This window comes from Allobosea caraganae (assembly GCF_003351345.1).
Classification (GTDB): Bacteria; Pseudomonadota; Alphaproteobacteria; order Rhizobiales; family Beijerinckiaceae; genus Allobosea; species Allobosea caraganae.
Genome location: NZ_QQTO01000035.1, coordinates 49,426 through 75,226 on the forward strand (window position 1 = coordinate 49,426; position 25,801 = coordinate 75,226).

The window sequence follows — 25,801 nt, forward strand, 5'->3', positions numbered from 1 at the left end:
GGAGAGGGGCAGGGGTGAGGTGTAGGCCCGAAATCGTTGGCTTAAACCGAAATGTGAGGTGAGCACTGCGGTCCGCTGGTCCAGCGGCCGTCCCCTCACCCTGCCCTCTCCCTCCGGGAGAGGGTTCCCCGCGCTTGTTACTGCGAGGGCTCATGCTCCGAACTCCGCAAAACTGTCCAACCCGGCCGCCTTGCCCAGCGCGCCAGACAGCACCAGCTCGGTCGCCGCCGCCAGGTCAGGCGCCAGATAGCGATCAGCCTCCAGCGGCGCGATCTTCTCGCGGATAAGCGCTAGCACCGGCTCGAGCCGCGGACTGGTCTTCATCGGCCGGTGATGCTCGATCGCCTCTGCCGCCGCCATCAGCTCGACGCCGATGATGCTCGCGGCGTTCCTGGCCATGTCGAGCAGGCGGAAGGCGCCATGCGTCGCCATCGAGACATGGTCCTCCTGGTTGGCCGAGGTCGGGATCGTGTCGACCGAGGCCGGATAGGCCTTCTGCTTGTTCTCGGATGCGAGTGCCGCGGCCGTCACCTGCGCGATCATGAAGCCGGAATTCAAGCCCGCGTCGCGCGCCAGAAAGGGTGGCAGCCCGCTCATCACCGGATCGACCAGCAGCGCCATGCGCCGCTCCGAGAGATTGCCGATCTCGCACAGCCCCATGGCCAGGATATCGGCGGCGAAGGCGACCGGCTCGGCGTGGAAATTGCCGCCCGAGACGATCTCGCCCGGCCCGAGCACGAGCGGATTGTCGGTCACCGCATTGGCCTCGATCGCCAGCGTCGTGGCGGTGTTCGCGAGCAGGTCGCGCACCGCGCCCATCACCTGCGGCTGGCAGCGCAGCGAATAGGGGTCCTGCACCTTGCTGTCGCCGAAGCGATGGCTGTCGCGGATCTCGCTGCCGGCGATCAGCTGAAGCAGAATCGCCGCGACCTTGATCTGGCCGGGCTGGCCGCGCAGCGTCTGGATGCGCGGATCGAACGGCGTGTCAGAGCCCTTCAGCGCATCGACCGAAAGCGCGCCGGCAACGAGCGCCGCGTCGAAGACGCGGGCGATGTCGCTCAGCGCTTTCAGCGCGATCGCGGTCGAGACCTGCGTGCCGTTGATCAGCGCCAGCCCTTCCTTGGCGCCGAGCACGAGCGGCTCCTGGCCAATGCGCTTCAGCGCTTCTGCCGCCGGCAGCACCTCGCCCTTCAGTTTGATCTCGCCGACGCCCATCAGCGCCGCTGTGAGGTGCGCGAGCGGAGCGAGGTCGCCGGAGGCGCCGACCGAGCCCTTGGCCGGCACGACCGGCAGCGCATCGGCCTTGAGCGCGCCGATCAGAGCCTCGACCACGACCGGCCGCACGCCGGAGGCGCCGCGGGCCAGGCTCGCCGCCTTCATCGCCAGGATGAGCCTGATGACATCGTCCGGCAGGGCAGGGCCGGTGCCGACCGCGTGCGAGAGGATCAGGTTGCGCTGCAAGGTGGTGAGGTCGGCATCGGCGATGCGCACGCTGGCGAGCTTGCCGAAGCCGGTATTGACGCCATAGGTCACGGTGCCGGCCGCGACGATCTCGTCGACGATCGCCTGCGCCGCTGCGATCGCCTTCATGTCCGAGAGCGTGATCGAGGCGCCGCCGAGCACGCTGCGCCACTGCGAGAGCGCGGCCTCGCCGGGGGTAAGGGATAAAGCGGTCATTGGCCGTTCCAGATGCGGGCGTGAAGCGGGTTGAAGCCGATGCGATAGGCGAGCTCGGCCGGGCGTTCGATGTCCCAGATGGCGAGGTCGCAGAACTTGCCGGGCTCAAGCGTCCCAATCTCGCCCTGCATCCCGAGCGCCTTGGCGGCGTGGCGCGTGATCCCGGCCAACGCCTCTTCCGGCGTCAGGCGGAACAGCGTGCAGGCCATGTTGAGCACCAGCAGCGGCGAGGTCAGCGGCGACGAGCCGGGATTGGCATCGGTCGCGAGCGCGATGGCGACGCCGTGTTTGCGCAAAAGCGCGATCGGCGGTTTCTGCGTCTCGCGCAGGAAATAGAAGGCACCGGGCAGGATCACCGCGACGGTGCCAGCCCCGGCCATGGCGATCACGCCGGCCTCGTCGAGATGTTCGAGATGATCCGCCGATACAGCGCCATGCTCGGCCGCCAGCTTGGCGCCGCCGAGGTTGGAGAGCTGCTCGGCATGGATCTTGACGGGCAAGCCCTTTGCCTTCGCCGCGGCGAAGACCCGCGCCGTCTCCTCCGGCGAGAAGGCGATGCCCTCGCAGAAGATGTCGACCGCATCGGCCAATCCCTCAGCGGCGACGGCATCTAGCATCGGCCCGGCGACGAGGTCGGTGTAGTCGCCCGAGCGTCCCGAAAACTCCGGCGGCACCGCATGCGCGCCGAGGAAGGTGGTGCGCACCCGGACCGGGCGCTCGCGGCCGAGCCGGCGGGCAACCTTCAGCTGCTTCAGCTCGGCCTGCTGTTCGAGCCCATAGCCCGACTTGATCTCGACGGTGGTGACGCCCTCGGCCAGCAGCGCGGCAAGCCGCCTGTCGGCGCTCACGAACAGTTCGGCTTCATCAGCCGCCCGCGTCGCCTTCACGGTGGAGAGGATGCCGCCGCCGGCGCGCGCGATCTCTTCATAGCTCACGCCTTGCAGGCGCAGCTCGAACTCATGGGCGCGATCGCCGCCATAGACGAGATGGGTGTGGCAATCGATTAGGCCCGGCGTGATCCAGCGCCCGCCGCAATCGACGGTCTCGCGCGTCTCGAATCGAGGTGCCTGGCTGCGCGGGCCGACCCAGATGATGCGGCCGTCCCTGGCTGCGACCAGCCCATCCTCGATCGCTCCGTATGGCGCGGATGCATCGGCCGCCATGGTCGCGAGCCGGGCATGGGTCCATACTGTGTCGCAGCTCAGGCTCTCATTGGGCTGTCCCGCCACGTCGCTCCCTCTCGACTATCCCTGCGATCAGACTATGCTATCTAATTGCATATGCAAATAGCAAGCGGAGAGCCGGCGTGACCTTGACCCTGCACCTGGAGCAGGCCCTCTTGCCCGAGGGCTTTGCCGATGATGTCGCGCTCACCGTCGTGGATGGCACGATCGCTGCGGTCGCAATCGGCGTGCCGCAAGCCGAAAGTGTCGTCAGGCTCGACGGGCTGAGCTTGCCCGGCATGCCGAACCTGCACAGCCACGCCTTCCAGCGCGGGATGGCGGGCCTCGGAGAGCGCCGCGGCGCCACCGAGGATTCGTTCTGGACCTGGCGCGAGGTGATGTACCGCTTCCTCGATCGGCTCTATCCCGATGATGTCCAGGCCATCGCGGCACAGGCCTTCGTCGAGATGCTGGAGGGTGGCTTCACCGCGCTCGCCGAGTTCCACTACCTCCACCATGACAAGGACGGCCGTCCCTACGCCGATATCGCCGCGATGGCGGGTGCCATTGCCGCCGCCGCCGAGGAGACGGGCCTGGGCCTCACCTTGCTGCCGGTGCTCTATCGCTACGGCAATTTCGGCGAGGCGCCGCCGGTCCATGGCCAGCGCCGCTTCGTCAACGATCCCGACAGCTACCAGCGCCTGATCGAGGCCAGCGAGACGGCCATCGCCCATTTGCCCGATGCGCGGCTCGGCCTCGCCCCGCACTCGCTGCGCGCGGTCGGCAAGGCCGACCTGACCTGGCTCACCGCTCTGTGCCCGAACGGCCCCTTCCACATCCATGTCGCCGAGCAGACGCGCGAGGTCGAGGACAGCTTGAAGATCACCGGCCGCCGCCCGGTCGAGCTGCTGATGGATACGGTCGCGCTCGACGAGCGCTGGTGCCTGATCCACGCCACCCATCTCAGCGATGGCGAACGCGATGCCATCGCCCGCAGCGGCGCGGTCGCCGGCCTGTGCCCGATCACCGAATCGAGCCTGGGTGACGGCATTTTCGACGGCGTCCGCTATCGTGCGGCGGGCGGCCGTTTCGGTGTCGGCAGCGATTCGAACATCCAGATCGATGCCGGCGCCGAGCTGCGCCAGCTCGAGTACTCGCAGCGTCTGCGCGACCGGAGGCGCTCGCTGCTGGCCGAGCCGGAAGCCTCGACCGGGCACGCGCTCTGGCGCAACGCCTGCACTGGGGGCGCGCAAGCCTGCGGCCGTGCGATCGGCCAGATCAAGGTCGGGGCCCGCGCCGATCTCGTCACGCTCGATCTCGATCACCCCGCGCTTGCCGGCAAGGCGGGCGAGGCTGCGCTCGACAGCGCCATCTTCGCCGCCAACGCGCTGCCTTTGCGCCATGTGCTGGTTGGTGGCAGGAGAGTGGTCGAGGACGGGCGCCATGTCGTGCGCGGGGCCGTGGCGAAGCGCTTCGGCGCGACGATGCGGCGGCTGCTCGCCTGACGGGCTGGAAGGTCAAGATCGTGACGGGGCATCATGTCGGATAGCGGGCTCGATGCCGTGAAGCTCGATGGCGCCGGGCCGGTCTATGACCAGATCCGCCGCGCCATCCGCGATCTCGTCCTGAACGGCACCTGGACGCCCGGCACCTCGGTGCCGCCCGAGCATGCCCTGATGGAGCGCCTGGGCGCCTCGCGCATGACCGTGCACCGCGCGCTGGTCCAGCTTGCCCGCGAGGGCCTGATCACGCGCCGGCGCCGCTCCGGCACGGTGGTGGCAAGCCCGCCCGCGAGCCACGCCATGCTCGACATCCTCTCGATCCCCGACGAGGTCCGCCAGCTCGGCCAGGACTACGCCTTCGAGATCCTCTCGCGCCGCGACGGCAAGCCCGCTGCCGAGGTCGCAGCCCTGTTCGAGCTCAAGCGCTCGGAGCCGATCGTCCATCTCGTCACCCGCCATCTCAGCAGCGGCCAGCCGCATGTGCTGGAGGAGCGGGTGATCCATCTCGCGACCGTGCCGGCGGCAGCCGACGAGCCTTTTGAGACCATGCCGGCCGGCGACTGGCTGCTGCAGCACAGCCTGTGGTCCCAGGCCGAACATGCGTTGAGCGCGGTCGCGGCCGGCGCGCGCGAGGCCGAGCTGCTTGCGATCGGCCGGGGCGAGCCCTGCCTGCTGGTCGAGCGCCGGACCTGGAACCAGAGCGCCCCGGTCACCGCCGTCAGGCTGCTCTATCCCGGCGGCCGACACCGCTTCGTCGGCCGCTTCGGGCCATACGGTCAGGTCTGAGCGCATGAAAGTCTGAGCACATGAAAAACCCGCCATCCCAGGGGATGGCGGGCACTGCCGGAATCGATAGGTGCTCAGCACTCGTAGCGATAGCGGCGGCCATATTCGTCGCGGCCGACGCAGACGCTGCTGGGTGATGTCGCATTGCCGATGATCGCGCCGCCCGCGCCGCCGATCGCCGCGCCTGCCAGCGCGCCACCGGCCCGGCCGGTCGCCAACCCGCCGATCACCGCGCCGGTGCCGGCGCCGATCAGCGCGCCGCCCGCCGTCCGCTCCTCGCGGGGAGTGCAGGCGCCCAGCGCGGCGACGAAGGCGGCAAGAATGAGGATCTTCTGCATGGTCTGTCGCTCCCTTGGTGAGGCGCGTGGCTGAGGCCACGTCCTCGCGTCGTTGGCCGATCAACGGCAGCCGCCGCCAAAGGTTCCGCTGCGTCCATTCGCCATCTGGAAAGCGGCGCCCGCAGTCCACCCGCGGCCGGTCCAAATTGTCGCGCCCTTCCGGTCTCCGGCTGCGGAACCTTCGAAGCGAAGCGACGTTGACCATCCAGAACCTGCGGCGGGATGACGCCGCTCCCGGATTCACGGAGGAACAGTCAGATGACCGATCTCTCGACGGCCACCACCACTCCCACGACGTCGGGCAACCCCCTGATCGCAGGGGCGCGCGTCGCCGGCACCGATGTCTACAACACCGCCGGCGATCATCTCGGCGAGATCTACGACGTCATGCTGGACAAGCAGACGGGGAAGGTCGCCTACGCGATCATGTCCTTCGGCGGCTTCCTCGGCCTGGGCGAGAAGTATCACCCGATCCCGTGGAGCGTGCTCGACTACGACACCAATCGCGGTGGCTACGTCGTGCCCCTGACCAAGGACAAGCTCGAGGCCGCTCCGATGTATGACAGCGAGGGCGAGCCGGACTGGGACGACCGGGCCTATGGCAAGCGCGTGCACGATTACTACGGCACGATGCCCTACTGGATGATGTAGGGGCGCGCTGGAGCAGCCGCCCTCGGTCTGCTCCAAGCCTTTGAATTTACGCATTTCCAGGCGGAGCCGATATCCGCTTCGCTTGAAAGTGCTTTTCCTGCAGGTCGCGGCGGTTGCTATCCCCCCAGCCGAACCGTCGTGACGGCGGGATGCGGGCCGAAAGGCCCGCATCTTCTTTTTGGGCGATGGACTGCATTTTTAACCTTGCCGCCCAGGAACCAAAGCGCCTGCCATGCGTCCTGTTGGCAGCACGCCCCCAATCAACATCGCCGGTTCGCTTCCGCCGCCAATCGCGACGCGTAGCGCCTGCAGCAAGGAGGACGCCATGCTGATCCGCTATGGCTACCGGATCGAAATCGTCTGCGGGCACGAGCTGCCGCTGATCACCATGCTCGATATCCACCCCTCGCGCCGGCACGATCTGGCCCGGCCCGACGAGATGGCGGTGACGGCGCTGGCGGACCCTTCCGCCACCGTGCCGACGACGCAATATCTCGATCAGTTCGGCAATATCTGCCGCCGGCTGGTGGCGCCGCCCGGCGGGATATTGTTGCAGTCCGATGGCGTGCTCTACGATTCCGGCGTGCCCGATCCGGTCAATGCGGCGGCGCGCGAGGTTCCGCCGTCGCGCCTGCCGGACGAGGCGCTCGTCTACCTGCTCGGCAGCCGCTATTGCGAGACCGACAAGCTCGCCGACCGCGCCTGGAGCCTGTTCGGACACTTGCCGCCCGGCTGGGAGCGGGTGCAGGCGGTGGTCGACTTCGTCCATAACCACCTGACCTTCGGCTACGCCTTCGCGCGCAACACCCGCACGGCGGCAGAGGCCTTCGACGAGCGCATCGGCGTCTGCCGCGACTTCGCCCACCTTGCCGTCGCGCTCTGCCGCTGCCTCAACATCCCGGCGCGCTATTGCAACGGCTATCTCGGCGATATCGGCGTGCCGAAGGACCCGGCGCCGATGGACTTCAACGCTTGGTTCGAGGTCTATCTCGGCAATCGCTGGTACACGTTCGATGCCAGGCACAACATGCCGCGCATCGGCCGCGTCGTGATCGCGCGCGGGCGCGACGCCACCGACGTCGCGATGCTCAACAGCTTCGGCCAGCACGGCCTGCAGCGCTTCGAGGTGACGACGGAAGAGGTCGAGGACGCGCTTCCTGAGGTGCCGCACCTGCCCGGCAACGGGCAATGGCACGAGGATCGCGCCGTCTCGTCGTGAGCGACTTGCAACTCGCCCGGCGCGAGCACACCTCCGATAGTGTCATGCGCTACACTGTCGTCGTCAACGCACGGGCGGGAACCGTGCTCGAAGCAGGCCCTGACGCCTTCGCCGGACGGATCGGGGCGGCCTTTCGAGCCCATGGCTGCGAGGCCGAGGTCAAGCTCGTGCATCCGCGCGACCTCGACGACGCGCTGTCGCTCGCGATCGAGGAGGACGGGGCGATCCCGGTCATCGCCGGCGGCGACGGCACGATCAACGGCGTGCTGCCCATCCTCCTGCAATGCGAGCGCCCGGTCGGGATCCTGCCGCTCGGCACGGTCAACGTGCTCGGCCGCGACCTTGGATTGATCGGCCCGCTGGAGAAGCAGATCCAGGCGCTCTGCGAGGGCGAGCCGGTGACGATGGATATCGGCCGCGTCAACGAGCGCCTGTTCCACTCGCTCTCGGGCATGGGCTTCTTCAGCCTGATGGCGCGCGAGCGCGAGTTCGCCCGCAGGCGCTTCCCCTTCAGCCGGACCATCGCCTTCGTCGTGGCCGCGACGCGCTCGATCCTGTTCACGCGGGCGATCACGGTCGACATCCGGGTGGGCGATCACATCAGGCAGGTCGAGGCCGATGCCGTGCTCGTCACCATCAACAGCTTCGACGGCATCGAATGGCGCCGCGCCCGCCTCGATGGCGGCCATTTCGAGGTGCATATCCTCAATGCCGGCGGGCTGGCCTCGCGCACCAGGGCGGCGCTCGCGGTCGCCTCGGGCCGCTGGCGCTCGTCGAAGCACCTGACGTCCTTCACCGGCGAGGAGATCACCCTGATCCGCCGCGACAAGCGGCGCGGGCACATCACCTTCGACGGCGAGGTGCAGCGCACGGCCGGCCCCTTCTCCTATCGCCTCCTGCCCAAGGCGATCCAGGTCATAGGCGCGCGTCCACAGGCGATTTGACGATAGGTTACTGAGCCGCCTCAATTACGGCTTGTTGTCAGAGACCGTTCGAGAATTCGCTGGCGTGAGCAGTCTGGCGTGGCTGTCGAGAACCGGAGCGGAGCGGACTAAAGTCCGTGAGCACCGGAAGCGCAGACAGCCGCGTCGGACGGCCACGCCAGTAGAATTCGCAAACAGTCTCTTAGCCGCTCCAGGGATTCGATGTTTTCGCTCACACCCCGCGTCCTCGTGCCCGTCGCCGCCGCCTTCGGCTTCCTTGGCCTCGCCGTCTACATCGCGTCCGGACAGAGCTTCGCCTTCGACCGCAGCCTGGTGCTGCTCTTCCGCGTCGCCGGCGACCCGTCGACGCCGGTCGGCCCGGCCTGGCTGCGCGAGGCGATGCGCGACGTCTCCGGCCTCGGCAGCTTCGTCGGGCTGGGCATGATGACGATCTGCGCCACGCTGACGCTCTGGCTCTGCGGCTTCCGGCATCTCGCGGTCGGGCTGGCGCTCAGCGTCATCGCCGCGACGCTGGTCAGCACCGGGCTCAAGATCGCGATCGGCCGCGAGCGGCCCGACATCGTCGAGCACAGCGCGTTGACCTTCACCGCGAGCTTCCCCAGCGGTCACGCCTTTCTCTCGGCCGTGACCCTGCTCAGCATCGCCGGCTTCATCGGCCTGGCCTCGCGCCGCCGCGACATCACCCGCGTCTGCCTCTGGCTGGCCTGGTTCATGATCGTGATGATCGGCATCAGCCGGGTCTATCTCGGCGTGCACTGGCCGACCGATGTGCTCGCCGGCTGGTGCCTGGGCGTCGCCTGGTCGAGCCTGGCGGTGGCTTATCTCGGCCGGAAGATGGCCGCAGCGGAGCCGGCGCAGGAGGCCTCGCGCTCTCCGTCATTGCGAGCGTAGCGAAGCAATGCAGGGGGCCTCGCTCGCCCAGTCCTCCTGGATTGCTTCGCTACGCTCGCAATGACGAGGGAGCCCAGTCTCGGGGGCTCAACGCATGTCAATGGTGGTGTTGACGCCGAGATCAGGTGTGCGACCCAAAATCTTCGCGGTCGCCAGCTTGAAGGCGATCATCACGCCGCTCGACGGCCCGTTCCAGATTTCGGCCGAGACCGGGTGCAGCGAGAGCAGGGTCACGTCGGGGTCGTTGGGCCCGCCCGGAAACCAGGCGCCCGTGATCGGATTCCAGATCTGCCGCAACAGGTCGGTATCGTCGATCCGCGTCGCCTCGCATTCGATCGCCGCGTAGAAATTATGATCCTCGTCGCTGATCGCGATCGAGACCAATCCGGGTGGATCGATCTCCTCGATCGGGCCGGCGTGGCTATGCGTCACGAAGAGCAGGCGGTGGTTCTCGCGGTCGATATGGCCGGACATCGGCCGCGTCCTGGCCTTGCCGCCGACGATGGTCGTCATCATCACGACCGGGTGGTCGTTGAGCACGCCCCAGATGCGCTGCTGGAATTCGTTGTCCATCGTGTCGCCCTCGCTGCCGTGCCGCCATCACGGCGCCCCATTCGCGAAACGCGGCGAGGGCGCGGAACGTTCCCGATTACGACCCCCGCATGGCCGGAAGGCAAGGAACTTTTGCGCCGCACCGGCAGTTCACGAGTGTTCGCTTCCGAACGATCCGGAGAATCCTGTTGGCCATTTCGCGCAATCTGCTCGTCGTTCTGATCGCCGTTCTCGTCGTTGGCCTGGCCGCGACCGGCTACGCGCTCTACCAGGAGAAGAAGCAGCCCGATGGCGTCGAAATCTCGATCGGCAAGGGCGGGCTCTCGATCAAGGAGAAGTGATCGGCTCTCAGCTGTTGGCCACGATCATGTTTCGAACGATCGGGTAGATCTGCCCTTCCCATTTCCGGCCCGAGAACACGCCGTAATGGCCGACGCCGGCCTGCATGTGGTGGCGCTTGCGGAAGGGTTTCAGCCCGCTGCACAGGTCATGCGCGGCCGAGGTCTGGCCGAGCGAGCAGATGTCGTCGCGCTCGCCCTCGACGGTGAGCAGGGCGGTCTTGCGGATGGCCGAGCAATCGACCTTCTCGCCGCGATAGGTCAGCGTTCCCGCCGCCAGCCGCGCCTCCTGGAAGATCCACTGCACGGTCTCGAGGTAGAACTCGGCCGGCAGGTCGAGCACCGCGAAATACTCGTCGTAGAAGGTCTTGATCACCTGCGCCTTGTCGGTCTCGCCGGTGGCGAGATGGGTGAACATGTCGATATGCGCGTTGACGTGGCGGCTCAGGTTCATCGCCAGGAAGGCGCCGAGCTGGACGAAGCCGGGATAGACCCTGCGGCCGCCGCCGGGATAGCGGGCCGGCACGGTCGCGATCAGGTTCTTCTCGAACCAGCGGATCGGCTTCTCCATGGCGAGCTTGTTGACCGTGGTCGGGTTGATGCGCGTGTCGACCGGCCCGGCCATCAGGGTCATGCTGCGCGGCTGGATCGCATTGCCCGACTGCGCCATCACGGCTGCAGCGGTGAGCACCTGGACGCAAGGCTGGCACACGGCGACGACATGGGTCTGGTCGCCGAGTTCCTCGATGAAGCGGATAAGGTAGTCGACATAATCGTCGTAGCCGAAGGCGCCATCGCTGCGCGGCACGTCGCGGGCATTGTGCCAGTCGGTGATGTAGACGTCGTGGTCCTGCAGCAGCGTCGCCGCGGTGTGGCGGAGCAGGGTGGCGAAATGGCCCGACATCGGCGCCACGACCAGCACTTTCGACTGCGCGACCTCGCTGTCCTTGCGGAAATGCAGCAGGCTGCCGAAGGGCAGGGCGAGGGTCACCTCCTCGCTCACCGGCACGTCCCGGTTGCCGATGCGGACGCTGTCGATGTGGTAGGGTGGCCGCTCATGGGTCAGCCCGGCGCGCGTCACCATCTCATAGGCGGCTGCGGCGGCGCGGATATCGACCGGCTGTCCCGTCATGGCCCTGGCGCCGAGTGCCGCCAGAGCGGCCTGGGCTAGCGTGCGGGCCGGGTTGATCAGGTCGGACTGGGCTTGGTAGGCGGCGTAGAGCATCAGCGTGCGACCTCGATCGACCGGGCTTGCCTCGGCGACGGGCAGGGGCCGTCACCGGATGGCTGCGCCACGGCGTCATGTTGCGCTGCAATATGGGTTGGATGCAAGGATGTTCTGCTTTGTCTCATTCTATGGAACATCTCTTGCTACGAAGGTGGTACGTGCCGCAGAGGATCATCCGCCATGGCTCCGACGACCCTGACCATCAGTAGCAAGAACTATTCCTCCTGGTCGTTGCGCGGCTGGCTGCTCTGCATGATGGCGGGTCTCGATTTCGACGAGCACGTCATGCCGGTCGACGACCCCTCGACCCGGGCCGAGCTGCTGCTGCTCTCGCCTTCGTTCCTGGTGCCCTGCCTGACCCATGACGGCGTCAAGGTCTGGGACACGCTCGCCATTGCCGCCTATCTCGACGAAATCAGGCCGAAGGCCGGGCTGCTGCCGCAGGATGCCAGGGCCCGCGCCCATTGCCGCGCCATTTGCGGCGAGATGCATTCCGGCTTCGCCAATCTGCGCTCGGCCCTGCCGATGAACCTCAAGGCGCATTATCCCGGCTTCAAGGTCTGGGCCGGCGCGCAGGCCGACATAGACCGCGTCACCGAGATCTGGCGCGAGTGCATCGGGAACTATGGCGGGCCCTATCTCTTCGGCGAGCTCTCGATGGCGGATGCGATGTACGCGCCGGTCTGCCTGCGCTTCCTGACCTATGACGTCGCGCTCGATCCGGTCTCGAGGGCCTATTGCCAGACCATGGCGCAGTGGCCGGCCTTGCAGGACTGGATCGCCGCCGCCAAGACCGAGCCGGATGAGCTGGAAGAGCTCGACGCCGAGTTCTGAGGCGTCTCAAGCCGGCTCTGATCTGCTCGACAAGTCGGCGCTGCATACCGTATGCGAGACATCACGCCGCCTGGCCATGAGCCAGGCGAATGGCGCTTGTCGGCCAAAAGCGCTAACACCGGCGCCAATCCCGAGTGAGTTCGAGAGGCAGCGATGACCGAGATTTTCAAGAACCTTATTGGCGGCGAATGGGCCGGCGGCGCGAAGGCTTCGCGCAACATCAACCCCTCCAACACCAACGACGTCGTCGGCGAATACACGCAGGGCTCGGTCGAGGACCTCAACAACGCCGTCGCCGCCGCCAAGGCCGCCTTCCCGGCCTGGAGCCGCACCACCCCGCAGGAGCGCTACGAGATCCTGAAGAAGGCCTCGGACGAAATCCTGGCCCGCAAGGAGGATCTCGGCCGCCTGCTCTCGCGCGAGGAGGGCAAGACCCTTCCCGAAGGCATCGGCGAGGCGACCCGCGCCGGCCAGATCTTCGCCTTCTTCGCCGGCGAATGCCTGCGTTTGGCCGGTGAAGCCATCCCGTCCGTGCGCCCCGGCGTCGGCGTCGAGATCACCCGTGAGCCGGTCGGCATCATCGGCATGATCACGCCCTGGAACTTCCCGATCGCGATCCCGGGCTGGAAGATCGCGCCGGCGCTGGCCTACGGCAACTGCGTCGTCATCAAGCCGGCCGATCTCGTGCCGGGCTCGGCCTGGGCGCTGGTCGACATCATCCAGCGCGCCGGCCTGCCCAAGGGCGTGCTGAACCTCGTCATGGGCCGCGGCTCGGTCGTCGGCCAGGCGCTGCTCGAGCACAAGGACGTGCATGCGATCAGCTTCACCGGCTCGGTCGGCACCGGCCGCAAGGTCGCGGAGGCCTGCATCGCCTCCAACCCGATGAAGAAGATCCAGCTCGAGATGGGCGGCAAGAACCCGCTTGTCGTGCTGGACGACGCCGATCTCAAGATCGCCGTCGAGACCGCCGTCAACGGCGCCTTCTTCTCGACCGGCCAGCGCTGCACGGCGTCGTCGCGCCTGATCGTCACCGAGGGCATCCACGACCGCTTCGTCGAGGCGGCCATCGAGCGCATGAAGGGCCTCGTCGTCGACGACGCGCTGAAGAGCGGCACCCATATCGGCCCGGTCGTCGACCAGAGCCAGCTCGACCAGAACCTGAAATACGTCGCCATCGCCAAGGACGAGGGCGCCAAGCTCGTCTGGGGCGGCGAGTTGCTCAACCGCGAGACCCCCGGCTTCTACATGCAGCCGGCCCTCCTCACCGAGACCACCAACGCCATGCGCATCTCGCGCGAGGAGGTCTTCGGCCCGGTCGCCAACGTCATCCGCGCCAAGAACTACGACGAGGCACTGGCCATCGCCAACGACACCGAGTTCGGCCTCGCCGCCGGCATCTGCACGACCTCGTTGAAGCACGCGACGCATTTCAAGCGCAACAGCGAGGCCGGCATGGTGATGGTCAACCTGCCGACCGCGGGCGTCGACTATCACGTGCCGTTCGGCGGCCGGAAGGGCTCGAGCTACGGCCCGCGCGAGCAGGGCGCCTACGCCAAGGAATTCTACACGACGGTGAAGACGGCCTACACGCTGGCCTGATCTCAGGTCTCGTCCGAACCGAATAGTTCGGTTTCGTGGTCCCGGCGGCCGTGCAGTATCCGGAGCACTTCGATCCGATCTTCGAAGACCTTGTAGAAAATCAGGTAGCGGCCGGTCGGCCGCCGCCTGATTTCCGCCTCGCGATAGCGCTCCACAAGTTGGTAGCCGTAAGGCGCGTCCGAAAGCCGCTGGCACGCGAAACGCAATTCCCGGACAAAGCTAAATGCCCGCTCGGGATTATCGCGAGCAATGAAATCGCCAATGTGCTCCAGGTCATCGTCCGCCGTCTGGAGGACGATGACCTTCATGATTTCGCGGTATCGGCCATCGCCTGATACTTGGCTTCAAGCCGGTCGAAGACCTCGTCCATCGGCTTGCCCCGGCCGGCTCGCGAATCCGCAAGCCCCTCCGCGATAGCTTGATCGAGTTCGGCAAGCCGCTCTTCGCGTCGCTTCACCAGGCGAATGCCTTCCTTCAAGACGTCGAGAACGGAAGCGTAGTGGCCGGTCTTCACTAGCTCGGCCACCGTCTCCCGATCCTTCGCATCAAGCTCTGTGGTGATCTGCATCACGCTCTCCAAACAATCGATTCAATATATGTCGAATCGGCTGCCACCGCCACGGCCTCGCTCAAAACCCTTCCAGCACGATCTTGCCCTTGGCGCGGTTGCTCTCGATCAGCGCATGGGCTCGCTTGAGGTTGGCGGCGTTGATCGCCCCGAAGCTCTCGCTCAGCGTCGTGCGGATCTTGCCGGCATCGACCAGCCGCGAGACTTCGTTGAGCAGCTCGCCCTGCGCCTCCATGTCGGCCGTCTGGTAGAGCGAGCGGGTGAACATCAGCTCCCAATGCAGCGAGATACTCTTGCGCTTAAGCGGCATCGCGTCGAGCACCTTGGGATCGTCGATCAGCCCGAAGCGACCCTGCGGTGCGATCAGCTCGATGATCCCAGGCAGATGCGTGTCGGTATGGGTGGTCGAGAACACGAAACCGGGCGCGCCGATGCCGAGCGCCGCGACCTGCGCCGCCAGTGGCCTGGTGTGGTCGATGACATGATGGGCGCCGTGCTCCTTGACCCAGGCCTGCGTCTCCGGCCGCGAGGCGGTCGCGATCACGGTGAGATCGGTGAGGTGCCGCGCCAGCTGGACCGCGATCGAGCCGACGCCGCCGGCGCCGCCGACGATCAGGATCGCGTTCGCCGCGCCAGGCACCGCATCCTTGACCTTGAGCCGGTCGAACAGGGCCTCCCAGGCGGTCACCGAGGTGAGCGGCAGCGCCGCCGCCTCGCCGAAGCTCAGGCTCTTCGGCTTGTGCCCGACGATCCGGGAATCGATCAGATGGAGCTCGGCATTGCTGCCGGAGCGGTCGAGCGCGCCGGCGTAGAACACCTCGTCGCCCGGCTTGAAGCCCTTCGCCTCCGGCCCGACCGCCTTGACGATGCCGGCCGCATCCCAGCCCAGAATCCTCACGCCGCCCGCCTCCGGCTGGGCGTTGCGCCGCACCTTGGTGTCGACCGGGTTGACCGACACAGCCTTGACCTCGACCAGCAGGTCGCGCCCGCCGGCGACCGGCTCGGGCAGGTCGAGGTCGATCAGGGCGTCGTCTGCGGTGATGGGTTGCGGGTGGCGATAGCCGATGGCGCGCATGGGAGGTTTCCTGCATTGCTGTGGCGCCGAGATGCGCGCTAGGATGCAACTGCGCAAGTACGCACAATTTCAGCCGATAGTATCGAAAAGGATACCGTCATGCCGCCGCGCCATAGCCGGCTCGATTGCTCTCCCGGCTGCCCGGTCGAGGCGGCGCTCGGCCTGATCGGCGGCAAATGGAAGGGTATCCTGCTCTACCATCTGTTCCAGGGCACTTTGCGCTTCAACGCCATCCGCAAGCGCCTGCCGGGCCTGACCCAGCGCATGCTGACCGCACAATTGCGTGAGCTGGAGGCCGACGGGCTGATCATCCGCACCGTCTTCGCCGAGGTGCCGCCGCGCGTCGAATACAGCCTCTCCCAGAGGGGCCGGACGCTGGAGCCGGTCATCATGGCGCTGAAGGCCTGGGGCGACGAGCATGTGCTGAAGCTGTCGGATCAAGCCGCGGCCTGAGCGGTGCGCTGGTACGCGATTTGCTGCTATTGCCCAACGAATTTCCGAGGCTTGGATGATGACTGCATCGCTGACGTTCAACCGCCGCGCCTTTCTCGTGCTGGGCGCTGCCGCTGCCCTGCCACGTCCAGCCTTTGCCGCGCCGGGCAAGCAGATTGCCGCGCTTTTCGCCGGCAAGGTCGATGATGGCGGCTTCATGCAGGCGGGCTATGACGGCCTCAAGCTCGCCGAGGCCCGCCTCGGCGCCACGATCGCCTTTACCCAGGGCATCGCGCCCAAGCCCGAAGATCTGACCGAGGCGTTGCGGGCGCTCGCCAAGGCCAAGCCGGATCTCGTCATCGCCCATGGCGGCCAGAACAATGCGGCGGCGAAGGCCGTTGCGGCCGAATTCCCCGATATCCGCTTCGCCGTCACGCAGGGCAACGTCACCGGGCCGAACCTTGCGAGCTACGAGGTCCTGCAGGAGCAGTCGGCCTTTCTCGCCGGGATGCTTGCGGCGCTGACCACCAAGACCGGCGTGGTCGGCCACATGTCCGGTATCCGCGTCACGCCCGGCCTGAAGGGCCGTGCGGCCTATGTCCATGGCGTCATGCACGCCAACCCGACTGTGAAGGTGCTGACCAACTTCTCCGGCAACCAGGACGACAACCCCCTCTCGAAGAAGGTCGCCGCTGCGATGATAGCCGAGAAGGCCGACATCATCTTCACCATGCTCAATGCCGGCCGCACGGGCGCGGTCGAGGCCTGCCGCGAGGGCGGCGCCAAGCAGATCGGCAATGTCCGCGACTGGACCATTGTAGCGCCCGAAATCTTCGTCGCCTCGGCCTTCGCCGATTCCGGCCAGGCGCTGTTCAACGCCGCGCAGGATTTCGTCGAGGAACGCTTCGCTGTGGGCCAAGTCAGGCAGATCGGCCTGGAGACGCCGGAGGCAGTGCGCCTGACCATGGCCGGCACCGTCCCGGCCAATGTCAAAGGTCGGATCGAAACCATGGCTGCCGAGATCGCGGCCGGCAGCTTCAAGGTTCCGGCCGAATGGGAGGGCGTCGAGTTCGCCAATCCGGCCTAGATACTGATCCAACCAAGTCGAGTGCGAGCTCGCGCCGGACGGGCTTCGCGGCGATCTAGTAGGGCAGCCCGACATAGTTTTCCGCCAGCGCCGCCATGGCGTGGTCGGAGCTGACGAGATAGTCGAGCTCGGCCCGCTGGATGCGCCTGATGAAGGGGTTGTCCTGCGGGAAATGGTGCATCAGCGAGGTCAGCCACCAGGAGAAGCGTTCGGCTTTCCAGACCCGCGCCAGCGCCCGTGCCGAATAGGCGTCGATTCCCGCTTGCGAGCGCTCGTTGAAATACTCGATCAGCGCCTGTGACAGGTAGTGCACGTCGCTGGCTGCGAGGTTCAGCCCCTTCGCCCCGGTCGGCGGCACGATATGGGCGGCGTCGCCGGCCAGGAACAGCCGGCCGAAGCGCATCGGCTCGGCCACGAACGAGCGCAGCGGCGCGATCGACTTCTCGATCGAGGGACCGGTGACCAGCGCCTCGGCCGTCGCCGGGTCGAGCCGCCTGCGCAACTCGTCCCAGAAGCGCTCGTCCGACCAGTTGGCGACATCCTCGTCGAGCCCGCATTGCACATAGTAGCGGCTGCGGCTTGGCGAGCGCATCGAGCAGAGCGCAAAGCCGCTGTCATCTCCAGCATAGACCAGCTCATGCGAGACCGGCGGCACATCGGCCAGGATGCCGAGCCAGCCGAACGGGTAGGTGCGCTCGAAGAGCTGCATCGCATCAGCCGGCACGCTGGCGCGGGACACGCCGTGATAGCCGTCGCAGCCGGCGATGAAGTCGCAATCGAGCCGCTGCGCCGTGCCGCCTTTGCTGAAAGTGACATGGGGCTTGCCGCCGTCGAAATCGTGCAGCGCCACGTCCTCGGCCTCGAATATCGTCGTCGCGCCGCTCGCCGCGCGCAGGTCCATCAGATCGCGGGTCAGCTCGGTCTGGCCGTAGATGGTGACGCGCCGCCCGGTCAGCCGCTGCAGGTCGATCCGGTGGCGCCGGCCGCCGAAGAGCAGCTCGAACCCGTCATGAGGCAGGCCTTCGGCATGCAGGCGGGCGCTGGCGCCGACGGCGTCGAGCAGGCTGACAGTGCCATCCTCCAGCACGCCGGCCCGGATGCGTGAGAGCACGTAGTCGCGGCTGCGCCGTTCCAGGATGACGCTGTCGATGCCGGCCTTGTGCAGCAGCTGCCCGAGCAGCAGCCCGGCCGGCCCTGAGCCGATGATGGCGACCTGCGTGCGCACGCGCTTCCCCCGGGCAAATTCTCGTTCTTGCCGTCAAGTTGCCACAGCAACTATCTTTGGGAAAGTGCGATCTCCAACTCGCTGATGCTGTCGAGGCATAGGTCGCTGATCGGCTCCAGCGTCTCGCGCGTTCCCGCCCCGGTCAGCACGCCGATGCGCAGGCCAGCGCCGGCGGCGCGGCCCATCTCCATGTCGTGGCGGCTGTCGCCGATCATGGCGATCTCGGCGGGGTCGAGCCCGGTCGCGGCGCAGAAGGCCAGCGCCATCCCGGCCTCGGGCTTGGCCCCGTCGCCGGAATCATAGCCGGTCATGAAGGCGAGCTTGTCCGCGATGCCGAAATGCGCGGCGGTGGCCGTGACGGCCGCGATGCTGTCATTGGAGGCGATGCCGAGCACGAAGCCGTTGCCGTGCAGCCGCCCGAACAGCTCGCCGAGATGGCAGACCGGCACCATGCGGCCGACCGCGCCCTGGAACAGCGCGTCGAGCGCGAGAACCAGTTCGGCAAAGGCGAGCGGGCTGCCGCCAGCGTGCCAGGCCTCGGCCAGTTCGAGCGTGTTGCCGATGGCGAGCACGCTGTCGGGTAGCGCGAGCCCGGTTGCCGGATCGACCCCACCAAGGCGCAGCAGCTCGGTCGCCAGGGCCGTATCCCCGCGCGCTGCCAGAAGCCCGGCCTCGCGATTGATCGGCGGCCAGCTCGCGGCATAGTCGAGCAGGGTGCCGTCCTTGTCGAACAGCAGCCCGCGTATGGCGCCAGGGCAGCTCATGTCACCGGGATGACGTCGACCGCGATCCCGACCTTCTGCGAGCCGGGGCCGATCACCACCCCGTCGAGCGGCGCGACGTCGGCATAGTCGCGGCCGACCGCGGTGACGATATGGTCGTCGGCGACGATCAGGTCGTTGGTCGGGTCGAGGCCGATCCAGCCGGTCTCCGGCCCGCACCAGAGCGAGACCCAGGCATGGCTGGCGTCGGAGCCTTCGAGGCGCTGCTGCCCCGGCGGCGGGATGGTGCGGATATAGCCGCTCACATAGGCGGCCGGCAGGCCGAGGCCGCGCAGGCCGGCGATCATGATATGCGCGAAATCCTGGCAGACGCCGTGGCGCTCCTTGAAGGCCTCGGCCAGCGGCGTCGAGACCTCGGTCGCCTCCGGATCGTATTCGAACTCCTTGCGGATGCGGGCCATCAGCTCGCTCGCCGCCTCCAGCACCGGGCGCCGGGGCGTGAAGCTCAGGCGCGCGTAATCCACCACCTCCGCCACCGGCGGCACCAGCCGGCTCGGATAGAGCTGATGGGCCGGCGAATCCGGCGCGAGGCTGCTGGAGGAGAGCGCCAGCGCGCCGACCTCCTCCCAGGTCCGGGTCAGGCCGGGGAAGGGCGCCGCCGGCCGGTTGACCTCGACCCGCGCCCGCATGTCGAGCCGGAGCTCCCGGTGCGACTTGGCGATGGTCACGGTGGTGACGTGGTTGCCGAAGAAGCAGATGCCGTCGATGCGCTCGGCCGGGCGTGGCGTGATCACGAGGTCGCGCTTGTGCACGATCTGGCCGATGCCGTCGCGCGGCAGCAGGCGCAGGATGCAGCGCGCGAACGGCACTGCGCGGCTATAGGCATAGGTCGTGACGTGGCGGACGTTGTAGATCACGCGATGCCCGTCAGCCGCGAGCCTTCGGGCTCGTCATTCTGCAGGAAGTAGCGGTCGGCCACCGCGCTCGATACGCCCATCAGCAACTGCTCGAACAGCAGGATGCTGGTCTTGTCGAGCCTTCCAGCCTCGGCGGTGCGGCATTCGGCGGCGAGCTTCAGAGCCAGCCGGCGCGGCGCTTCCAGCATTCCGTCCTCGCTCAGAGCCGGCAGCGTCGCGATCTCGGCATCGAGGCGTTCGATCTGGAAGGCGACCGAGCGCGGATTGTAGGGGTCGAGCATGACGAGGTCGAGAACCGGCTGCAGCGCCGCCCCGAGCAGGTAGCGCGAGCGATAGGTGATCTGCGAGTCGGTCAGGTCGAGCAGCACGTCGAGGCTGTCGCTCGGCGCGTCCGACTCGGCGAAGTGGCGGGCGAAGCGGCAGGTCGCGATGCCGCGCTCGATCCGCCGGCCGATATCGAGGAAGCGCCAGCCGGCGCCGCGCACCATGTTCTCCTGGCTCAATCCCGAGAAGGCCGCGAGCGTCTTCAGCGCTGTGTCGGCGATCTCATAGGCCTCGCCCTCGCTGCGCATCTGCCTGGTGTCCAGCGTCAACTGCCGCTGCAGATCGCCGAAGAGCCGCCAGGCATCGACCGAGAGGCGCTCGCGGATCACCGAGGCCGTGCGCCTGGCTTCGCGGACGGAGGCCAGCGCCGAGCCGTACTGGTTGGCATCGTGCAGGGCGGCGAGCGCCTGGGCGCTCGGCTTCTGCCCCTTGCCGCCGGGGGCCGAGCCCCAGGCGACCAGCAGGTTGGCGAGGCGGCGCAAGGTGTCGGCCCGGCCGGGCGTGGCGTCGTCGGCGTCGATCAGCCGGCCGAGCAGCGCCCGCACGGCCCTGAGCGTCGCCTCGGTGCGTTCGAGGTAGCGCCCCAGCCAGAACAGGTTGTCGGCCGCCCGGCTCGGCAGCACGCCGATGACGCGGCGGATGGTGATGCGGTCGGCGCTCGGCAGCAGGGTCACGGGCTCGACCGGCGCGTCGGAGGTCACCCAGACGTCGCTGGACCGAACGCCGCTCCTCATCGTCACGGCGCGCGCGTCGGGGTGGTCGGAGATGCGGCAGAAGCCGCCGGGCATGACGCGCCAGCCCTCGGGCGTCGCCGCGGCGAAGACGCGCAGGGTCACGGGCCGCGGCTGCAACCGGCCGTTCTGGAAGACCGGCATGGTCGAGAGCCGCACGACCTCCTGCCCGACATAATCCTGCCCGCGCGCCTCGATGCGGGCGCGCAAGGCGTCGCGCTGGTCCGGCGGCAGCTCGCCCGCCAGGACCGTGCCTGAATCCAGCCCCTCGCCGGAGGCGCGGAAGGCGGGCGCGATGGTCATTTCGTCGAGCCGGTCGAGCACGATGTCGCGCTCACGCGGCTGGCCGCACCACCAGGTCGCGACATTCGGCAGGATCAGCTCCTCGCCGAGCAGCTGCCGCGCCAGCACGGGCAGGAAGCTCATCAGCGCGCGCGCCTCGACGGCGCCCGAGCCGAGGCCGTTGGCGATGTGGACGTTGCCGCGCCTGACCGCATGGACGAGCCCGGCGACGCCGAGCGCCGAGGCGGCGTTGAGTTCGAGCGGATCGGCGAAATCGCCGTCGATGCGCCGCCAGATCACGTCGGCGCGCTTCAGGCCGGCGATGGTGCGGACATGCACGCGCCCGTCGCGCATCAAGAGGTCGCCGCCCTCCACCAGCAGGAAGCCGAGATAGCGGGCGAGATAGGCCTGCTCGAAATAGCTTTCGTTCAGCGGGCCCGGCGTCAGCAGGCAGATGCGCGGCTCGATCCGGCGCGAACTCGCGACCAGCCCGGCGCGGAAGCCCTGGAAGAAGGCGGCCAGCCGCTCGATGTTCATCGTCCGGAACAGGTCGGGGAAGGCGCGGGTCAGCGCCAGCCGGTTCTCCAGCGCGTAGCCGGCGCCCGAGGGCGCCTGCGTCCGGTCGCCGAGCACCCACCAGCGCCCGTCGGGGCCGCGGCCGAGATCGGCGGCGTAGAGCTGCAGGCTGCCGCCATTGGCCGTGCCGTGCAGGGGCCGCAAATAGTCGGGGCTGCCGGCGACGACGGCGGCCGGCAGCAGGCCCTTGGCGATGCTCTCGCCCGGCCCGTAGACGTCATCCAGCACCGAGGCGAGCAACTGCGCGCGCTGCGCCACGCCGGCGGCGATGGTCTGCCACTCGGCGCCGGTGAGGATGAGCGGGACATGGTTCAGCGGCCAGGCCCGCTCGCCGGCGAGCGGGTCGCGCTCGTCGAGGTCGCCATGGACCCGGTAGGACACGCCGGTATCGCGCACGTGCCGGTCGGCCAGGCCGAAGCGCTGGCCGAGCTCGTCATGCGAGAGCGCGCTCCATTCCGTCAGGAACGGCTCCCAATGCGGCCTGATGCTGCCATCCGTCGCCATGAACTCGTCGAACGCGCCGGCGAGCGGACGATAATCCGCCAGCAGAGCGTTGCGCCGCTCCGCTTTCACGCGCGTCGACGGGGATCGGCCCTGGGCAGCCATGTTGGCGGTCTAGACTCCGGGTGGTCGGCGCAGGTCCAATGTCAGCGGAAATTCCGGGCTGCGCTCGTCGGCCGGAATCGCCATGGGGCCGGGAGTATGGCCGATGGATTCGAAACGGGCGAGACGGCGCGCCTCGGCTTCGTAGGAATTCACAGGCGGTGTCTCATAATTGCGCCCGCCGGGATGGGCGACATGGTAGACGCAGCCACCGAGCGAGCGTCCGACCCAGGTGTCGACGATGTCGAAGGTCAGCGGCGCATGCACCGGGATCGTCGGGTGCAGGCCCGAGGCCGGCTGCCAGGCCTTGAAGCGCACGCCGGCGATCGCCTCGCCCGCGCCGCTCGTCGCCGTCATCGGCAGGCGCCGGCCATTGCAGGTGATGACGTGGCGGCCGGGCACGAGGCCGGTCGCCTTGACCTGCAGCCGCTCCACCGAGCTATCGACATAGCGCACGGTGCCGCCGATCGCGCCCTGCTCGCCCATCACGTGCCAGGGTTCGAGCGCCTGACGCAGCTCCAGCTCGACGCCGCCATGCTCGACCTTGCCGTAGAACGGGAAGCGGAACTCCTGCTGCGCCTCGAACCAGACCGGGTCGAAGGCATAGCCGGCCCGCCCGAGGTCGGCGAGGACCTCGCGGAAATCCTGCCAGGCCATCTCGGGCAGCATGAAGCGATCGTGCAGGCTGGTGCCCCAGCGCACCAGCTTGCCCTCCTGCGGCTCGCGCCAGAACCAGGCGATCAGCGCCCGCACGAGCAGTTGCTGCGCCAGCGACATGCGCGCGTCCGGCGGCATCTCGAAGGAGCGGAACTCGACCAGCCCGAGCCGGCCGGTCGGGCCATCAGGCGAATAGAGCTTGTCGATGCAGATCTCGCTGCGGTGCGTGTTGCCGGAGACGTCGACCAGCAGGTTGCGGAAGAGGCGGTCGACCAGCCAGAGCGGGATCGAGGGCTCGCCCGGCTTCGGCACCATCGCAAGCGCGATCTCGAGCTCGTAGAGCTGGTCGTGCCGGGCCTCGTCGACGCGCGGCGCCTGGCTGGTCGGGCCGATGAACAGCCCGGAGAACAGGTAGGACAGCGAGGGGTGGCGCTGCCAGTACAGGATGATGCTCTTCAGCAGGTCGGGCCGGCGCAGGAACGGGCTGTCGGGCGGCGTCACGCCGCCGAGCACGACGTGGTTGCCGCCGCCGGTGCCGGTGTGGCGCCCGTCGACCATGAACTTCTCGGCGCAGAGCTTCGCCTGACGCGCTTCCTCGTAGACGCCGCGCGTGATCGCGACCGCGTCCTGCCAGCTCTTCGCCGGATGGATGTTGACCTCGATCACGCCGGGGTCGGGCGTGACCTTGATGACGTTCAGCCGCGGGTCGTGCGGCGGCGGGTAACCCTCGATATGCACGGCCTGGCCCTCGCGCTCGGCCACCGCCTCGATGCTGCCGATCAGGTCGAGATAATCCTCCAGCCGCTCGACCGGCGGCAGGAAGATGCACAGGATGTTGTCGCGGACCTCGATGCTGAGCGCGGTGCGGACATGCTCGCGGCCGATCTCCTGCTCGACGCGGTCCTGGCCGTTGGCGGCGGCTTGCTCGCCCGGGCGCGACATCTGCGCCGGACCGCTCGGCGGCGCCGGCTCGGCGCTGAAGTCGATGGCGGCCGGGCCCGGCGCGGGCAGCGGGCCGCGCGACTCCATCGGGTCCTGCTCGTGGATATGCGGGTACTCGGCCTCGGGCACGACCGGCAGCGAGCCGAGTGGCAGGCGGTACCCGACCGGTGAATCGCCCGGCACGAGGAAGAGCTTGCCGCGCCGCAGCGTCCACTTCTCCGAGCGCCAGCGCCGGTCGCCGGCCTGGCTCTGCCAGCGCTGCACGGGGATGACGTAGCCGCGCGGATTGCCGAGCCCGAGCTGGAAGACATGCGCCATCCGCGCCCGCTCCTCCGGGTCGGCCAGGCGGGGGTCGAGCGGGTCGACGTTCTCGGGAAGCTGGGCCTCCTTCAGCAGCCAGTGGCCGGTATCCTCATAGGCCGGCAGCACGTATTCGGCGCCGAGCCCGAGCGTCTCGGACAATTCCGCCGCCAGCGCCTCGGCGTCGCGGATCGAGGCCGCGGTCTCCAGCTCGCGGTCGCCGCCGGTCATGGCGCCGGGCTCGCGGGCGATCAGCTCGGCATTGCGCCAGATCGGCTCGCCATCTTCCCGCCAGTACAGCGCGAAGGCCCAGCGCGGCAGGCTCTCGCCCGGATACCACTTGCCCTGGCCGTAGTGCAGCATGCCGCCCGGCGCGAAACGCTCGCGCAGCTTGCGGATCAACTCGTCGGCGAGCCGGCGCTTGGTCGGGCCGACGGCGGCCGTGTTCCACTCGTCGCCGGACTGGTCGTCGACCGAGACGAAGGTCGGCTCGCCGCCCATGGTCAGGCGCACGTCCTGCGCCCTCAGGTCGGCATCGACCCTCTCGCCGAGCTTGTCGAGATCGAGCCAAGATTCCTCCGAGAAGGGCAGGGTGATGCGCGGCACCTCGTGCACGCGCTCGACGCTCATCGCGAACTCGAAGGTCGTCTCGGCATAGCTCGCCAAGCCGCTGACCGGCGCGGCCGAGCGGAAATGCGGCGTCGCCGCCAGCGGCAGGTGGCCTTCGCCGGTCAGCAGGCCCGAGGTCGGGTCGAGGCCGATCCAGCCCGCGCCAGGAATGTAGACCTCGGCCCAGGCGTGCAGGTCGGTGAAGTCCTTGTCGGTGCCGCGCGGCCCTTCGAGCGGGTCGATATCGGCCTTCATCTGGATCAGGTAGCCCGAGACGAAGCGCGCCGCGAAGCCGAGATGCCGCAGGATCTGGACCAGCAGCCAGCTCGTGTCGCGGCAGGAGCCGGACGTGAGCTGAAGCGTCAGCTCGGGATCCTGCACGCCCGGCTCCATGCGGATGCCGTAGGCGATCGCGCGCTGCAGCCTGGCGTTGAGGTCGACGATGAAGTTGACCGTGTTGCTGTGCTCGCGCGGCATCTCGGCGAGGTACTTCGCCAGCAGCGGCCCAGGCGTCTCCGTCACCAGATAGGGCGCGAGCTCGGCCCGCAGCTCCTCCGGATAGGCGAAGGGGAAGGTCTCGGCGTCGGTCTCGACGAAGAAGTCGAACGGGTTGATGATCGAGAGCTCGGTGACGAGGTCGACCTCGATGCGGAACTCCGTCACCGGCTCGGGAAAGACGAAGCGCGCCAGCCAGTTGCCGCTCGGGTCCTGCTGCCAGTTCACGAAATGCTCGGCCGGCGTCACCTTGAGCGAATAGCTCTTGATCGCCGCCCGGCAATGGGGCGCCGGCCTCAGCCTGATGATCTGCGGGCCCAGCGTGACCGGGCGGTCATAGCGGTAATGGGTGAGGTGGTTCAGCGCGGCGATGATGGCCAAGGGCGGGCACCTGCTTTTGTTCGCGATAACCGGAGGCCCGGCCTCAATACGATAGCGATGCAGAGTAGGGCAGCAAAGCCGGGCTCGGCGCAAGATTGCACGGGGATTGGGCATCCGTGCACACGAACTGAGCGATATGGCCCTTCCAAAGCG

Annotated in this window: 24 protein-coding genes; 11 read left to right on the forward strand and 13 right to left on the reverse strand. The window is 68.0% G+C overall.

The genetic code is table 11. The features are described from left to right. Positions 1–150: 150 nt before the first annotated feature. Both hutH and hutI read right to left on the reverse strand, forming a co-directional pair. Positions 151–1,677: a histidine ammonia-lyase gene (gene hutH / locus DWF00_RS24185; protein WP_114830374.1), complete on the reverse strand. Its 1,527-nt coding sequence runs from the start codon at positions 1,675–1,677 to the stop codon at positions 151–153. Then, a complete protein-coding gene (gene hutI / locus DWF00_RS24190; protein WP_211200546.1) occupies positions 1,674–2,840 on the reverse strand; it encodes an imidazolonepropionase in 1,167 nt (388 codons plus the stop codon). Before hutI ends, hutH begins: the two co-directional genes overlap by 4 nt. Before the next feature lie 143 nt (positions 2,841–2,983). Between hutI and DWF00_RS24195 the strand changes: the two genes are divergently transcribed. Both DWF00_RS24195 and DWF00_RS24200 read left to right on the forward strand, forming a co-directional pair. Further along, a complete protein-coding gene (locus tag DWF00_RS24195) occupies positions 2,984–4,345 on the forward strand; it encodes a formimidoylglutamate deiminase (RefSeq protein WP_245974269.1) in 1,362 nt (453 codons plus the stop codon). A gap of 33 nt (positions 4,346–4,378) precedes the next feature. Then, positions 4,379–5,128, forward strand: a complete 750-nt coding sequence (locus DWF00_RS24200) for a UTRA domain-containing protein (RefSeq protein WP_114830373.1) — start codon at positions 4,379–4,381, stop codon at positions 5,126–5,128. A gap of 74 nt (positions 5,129–5,202) precedes the next feature. On the opposite strand, the gene DWF00_RS24205 is transcribed toward DWF00_RS24200, so the two are convergent. Further along, positions 5,203–5,466, reverse strand: a complete 264-nt coding sequence (locus DWF00_RS24205) for a glycine zipper domain-containing protein (protein WP_114830372.1) — start codon at positions 5,464–5,466, stop codon at positions 5,203–5,205. 258 nt (positions 5,467–5,724) lie between these two features. Between DWF00_RS24205 and DWF00_RS24210 the strand changes: the two genes are divergently transcribed. The 4 genes from DWF00_RS24210 (at position 5,725) to DWF00_RS24225 (ending at position 9,171) form a co-directional block, all read left to right on the forward strand. Then, positions 5,725–6,117, forward strand: a complete 393-nt coding sequence (locus tag DWF00_RS24210) for a PRC-barrel domain-containing protein (protein ID WP_114830371.1) — start codon at positions 5,725–5,727, stop codon at positions 6,115–6,117. A gap of 325 nt (positions 6,118–6,442) precedes the next feature. Continuing rightward, positions 6,443–7,336, forward strand: a complete 894-nt coding sequence (locus DWF00_RS24215) for a transglutaminase-like domain-containing protein (protein WP_114830370.1) — start codon at positions 6,443–6,445, stop codon at positions 7,334–7,336. Beyond that, positions 7,333–8,280 (forward strand): diacylglycerol/lipid kinase family protein, encoded by a 948-nt coding sequence (locus tag DWF00_RS24220; RefSeq protein WP_181832733.1) that lies wholly within the window; start codon positions 7,333–7,335, stop codon positions 8,278–8,280. Before DWF00_RS24215 ends, DWF00_RS24220 begins: the two co-directional genes overlap by 4 nt. 201 nt (positions 8,281–8,481) lie before the next feature. Beyond that, positions 8,482–9,171, forward strand: a complete 690-nt coding sequence (locus tag DWF00_RS24225) for a phosphatase PAP2 family protein (RefSeq protein WP_114830368.1) — start codon at positions 8,482–8,484, stop codon at positions 9,169–9,171. A gap of 87 nt (positions 9,172–9,258) precedes the next feature. On the opposite strand, the gene DWF00_RS24230 is transcribed toward DWF00_RS24225, so the two are convergent. Beyond that, a complete protein-coding gene (locus tag DWF00_RS24230) occupies positions 9,259–9,744 on the reverse strand; it encodes a pyridoxamine 5'-phosphate oxidase family protein (protein WP_114830367.1) in 486 nt (161 codons plus the stop codon). A 167-nt stretch (positions 9,745–9,911) separates the two neighbouring features. Here DWF00_RS24230 and DWF00_RS29580 point away from each other — a divergent pair, with 167 nt between their 5' ends. Next, entirely contained in the window at positions 9,912–10,064 is a 153-nt protein-coding gene (locus DWF00_RS29580; protein WP_181832732.1) for a hypothetical protein, read from the forward strand. Between the two features lie 7 nt (positions 10,065–10,071). On the opposite strand, the gene DWF00_RS24235 is transcribed toward DWF00_RS29580, so the two are convergent. Beyond that, positions 10,072–11,286 carry a polyhydroxyalkanoate depolymerase gene (locus DWF00_RS24235; RefSeq protein WP_114830366.1) on the reverse strand — a complete coding sequence of 405 codons (1,215 nt, stop codon included), beginning with the start codon at positions 11,284–11,286 and terminating at the stop codon, positions 10,072–10,074. Positions 11,287–11,469: 183 nt separating this feature from the next. Here DWF00_RS24235 and DWF00_RS24240 point away from each other — a divergent pair, with 183 nt between their 5' ends. Then, positions 11,470–12,123 carry a glutathione S-transferase family protein gene (locus tag DWF00_RS24240; protein WP_114830365.1) on the forward strand — a complete coding sequence of 218 codons (654 nt, stop codon included), beginning with the start codon at positions 11,470–11,472 and terminating at the stop codon, positions 12,121–12,123. Positions 12,124–12,276: 153 nt separating this feature from the next. After that, entirely contained in the window at positions 12,277–13,722 is a 1,446-nt protein-coding gene (locus DWF00_RS24245) for an aldehyde dehydrogenase family protein (protein WP_114830364.1), read from the forward strand. Positions 13,723–13,724: 2 nt separating this feature from the next. Here the strand turns inward: DWF00_RS24245 and DWF00_RS24250 are convergent, their stop codons facing one another. From DWF00_RS24250 to DWF00_RS24260, 3 genes are all read right to left on the reverse strand, one after another. Continuing rightward, on the reverse strand, positions 13,725–14,030 hold the full coding sequence (locus DWF00_RS24250; protein WP_181832731.1) for a type II toxin-antitoxin system RelE/ParE family toxin: 306 nt from the start codon (positions 14,028–14,030) through the stop codon (positions 13,725–13,727). After that, on the reverse strand, positions 14,027–14,290 hold the full coding sequence (locus tag DWF00_RS24255; RefSeq protein ID WP_114830363.1) for a type II toxin-antitoxin system ParD family antitoxin: 264 nt from the start codon (positions 14,288–14,290) through the stop codon (positions 14,027–14,029). The genes DWF00_RS24250 and DWF00_RS24255 overlap by 4 nt, the downstream gene beginning before the upstream one ends. A 61-nt stretch (positions 14,291–14,351) precedes the next feature. Further along, positions 14,352–15,365: a zinc-binding alcohol dehydrogenase family protein gene (locus DWF00_RS24260; protein ID WP_114830362.1), complete on the reverse strand. Its 1,014-nt coding sequence runs from the start codon at positions 15,363–15,365 to the stop codon at positions 14,352–14,354. A gap of 99 nt (positions 15,366–15,464) precedes the next feature. On the opposite strand from DWF00_RS24260, the gene DWF00_RS24265 reads away from it, so the two are divergent. Both DWF00_RS24265 and DWF00_RS24270 read left to right on the forward strand, forming a co-directional pair. Beyond that, complete coding sequence (locus tag DWF00_RS24265) at positions 15,465–15,818, forward strand: winged helix-turn-helix transcriptional regulator (RefSeq protein ID WP_114830361.1); 354 nt, start codon at positions 15,465–15,467, stop codon at positions 15,816–15,818. 55 nt (positions 15,819–15,873) lie between these two features. Further along, positions 15,874–16,884, forward strand: a complete 1,011-nt coding sequence (locus tag DWF00_RS24270) for a BMP family protein (protein WP_114830360.1) — start codon at positions 15,874–15,876, stop codon at positions 16,882–16,884. Positions 16,885–16,939: 55 nt separating this feature from the next. On the opposite strand, the gene pobA is transcribed toward DWF00_RS24270, so the two are convergent. From pobA to DWF00_RS24295, 5 genes are read right to left on the reverse strand one after another with little or no spacing between them, the layout of a single operon-like run. Further along, positions 16,940–18,109, reverse strand: coding sequence for a 4-hydroxybenzoate 3-monooxygenase (pobA, locus tag DWF00_RS24275; protein ID WP_114830359.1), 1,170 nt, complete (start codon positions 18,107–18,109; stop codon positions 16,940–16,942). Positions 18,110–18,159: 50 nt separating this feature from the next. Next, the gene (locus tag DWF00_RS24280; protein WP_114830358.1) at positions 18,160–18,873 is read right to left on the reverse strand and encodes an HAD family hydrolase; all 714 of its coding nucleotides are present in this window, start codon (positions 18,871–18,873) and stop codon (positions 18,160–18,162) included. After that, a complete protein-coding gene (locus DWF00_RS24285; protein WP_114830357.1) occupies positions 18,870–19,748 on the reverse strand; it encodes a transglutaminase family protein in 879 nt (292 codons plus the stop codon). Before DWF00_RS24285 ends, DWF00_RS24280 begins: the two co-directional genes overlap by 4 nt. After that, positions 19,745–22,267, reverse strand: coding sequence for a circularly permuted type 2 ATP-grasp protein (locus DWF00_RS24290; RefSeq protein WP_114830356.1), 2,523 nt, complete (start codon positions 22,265–22,267; stop codon positions 19,745–19,747). Before DWF00_RS24290 ends, DWF00_RS24285 begins: the two co-directional genes overlap by 4 nt. Positions 22,268–22,276: 9 nt before the next feature. After that, the gene (locus tag DWF00_RS24295) at positions 22,277–25,648 is read right to left on the reverse strand and encodes a transglutaminase family protein (RefSeq protein ID WP_114830355.1); all 3,372 of its coding nucleotides are present in this window, start codon (positions 25,646–25,648) and stop codon (positions 22,277–22,279) included. Positions 25,649–25,801: the final 153 nt, after the last annotated feature.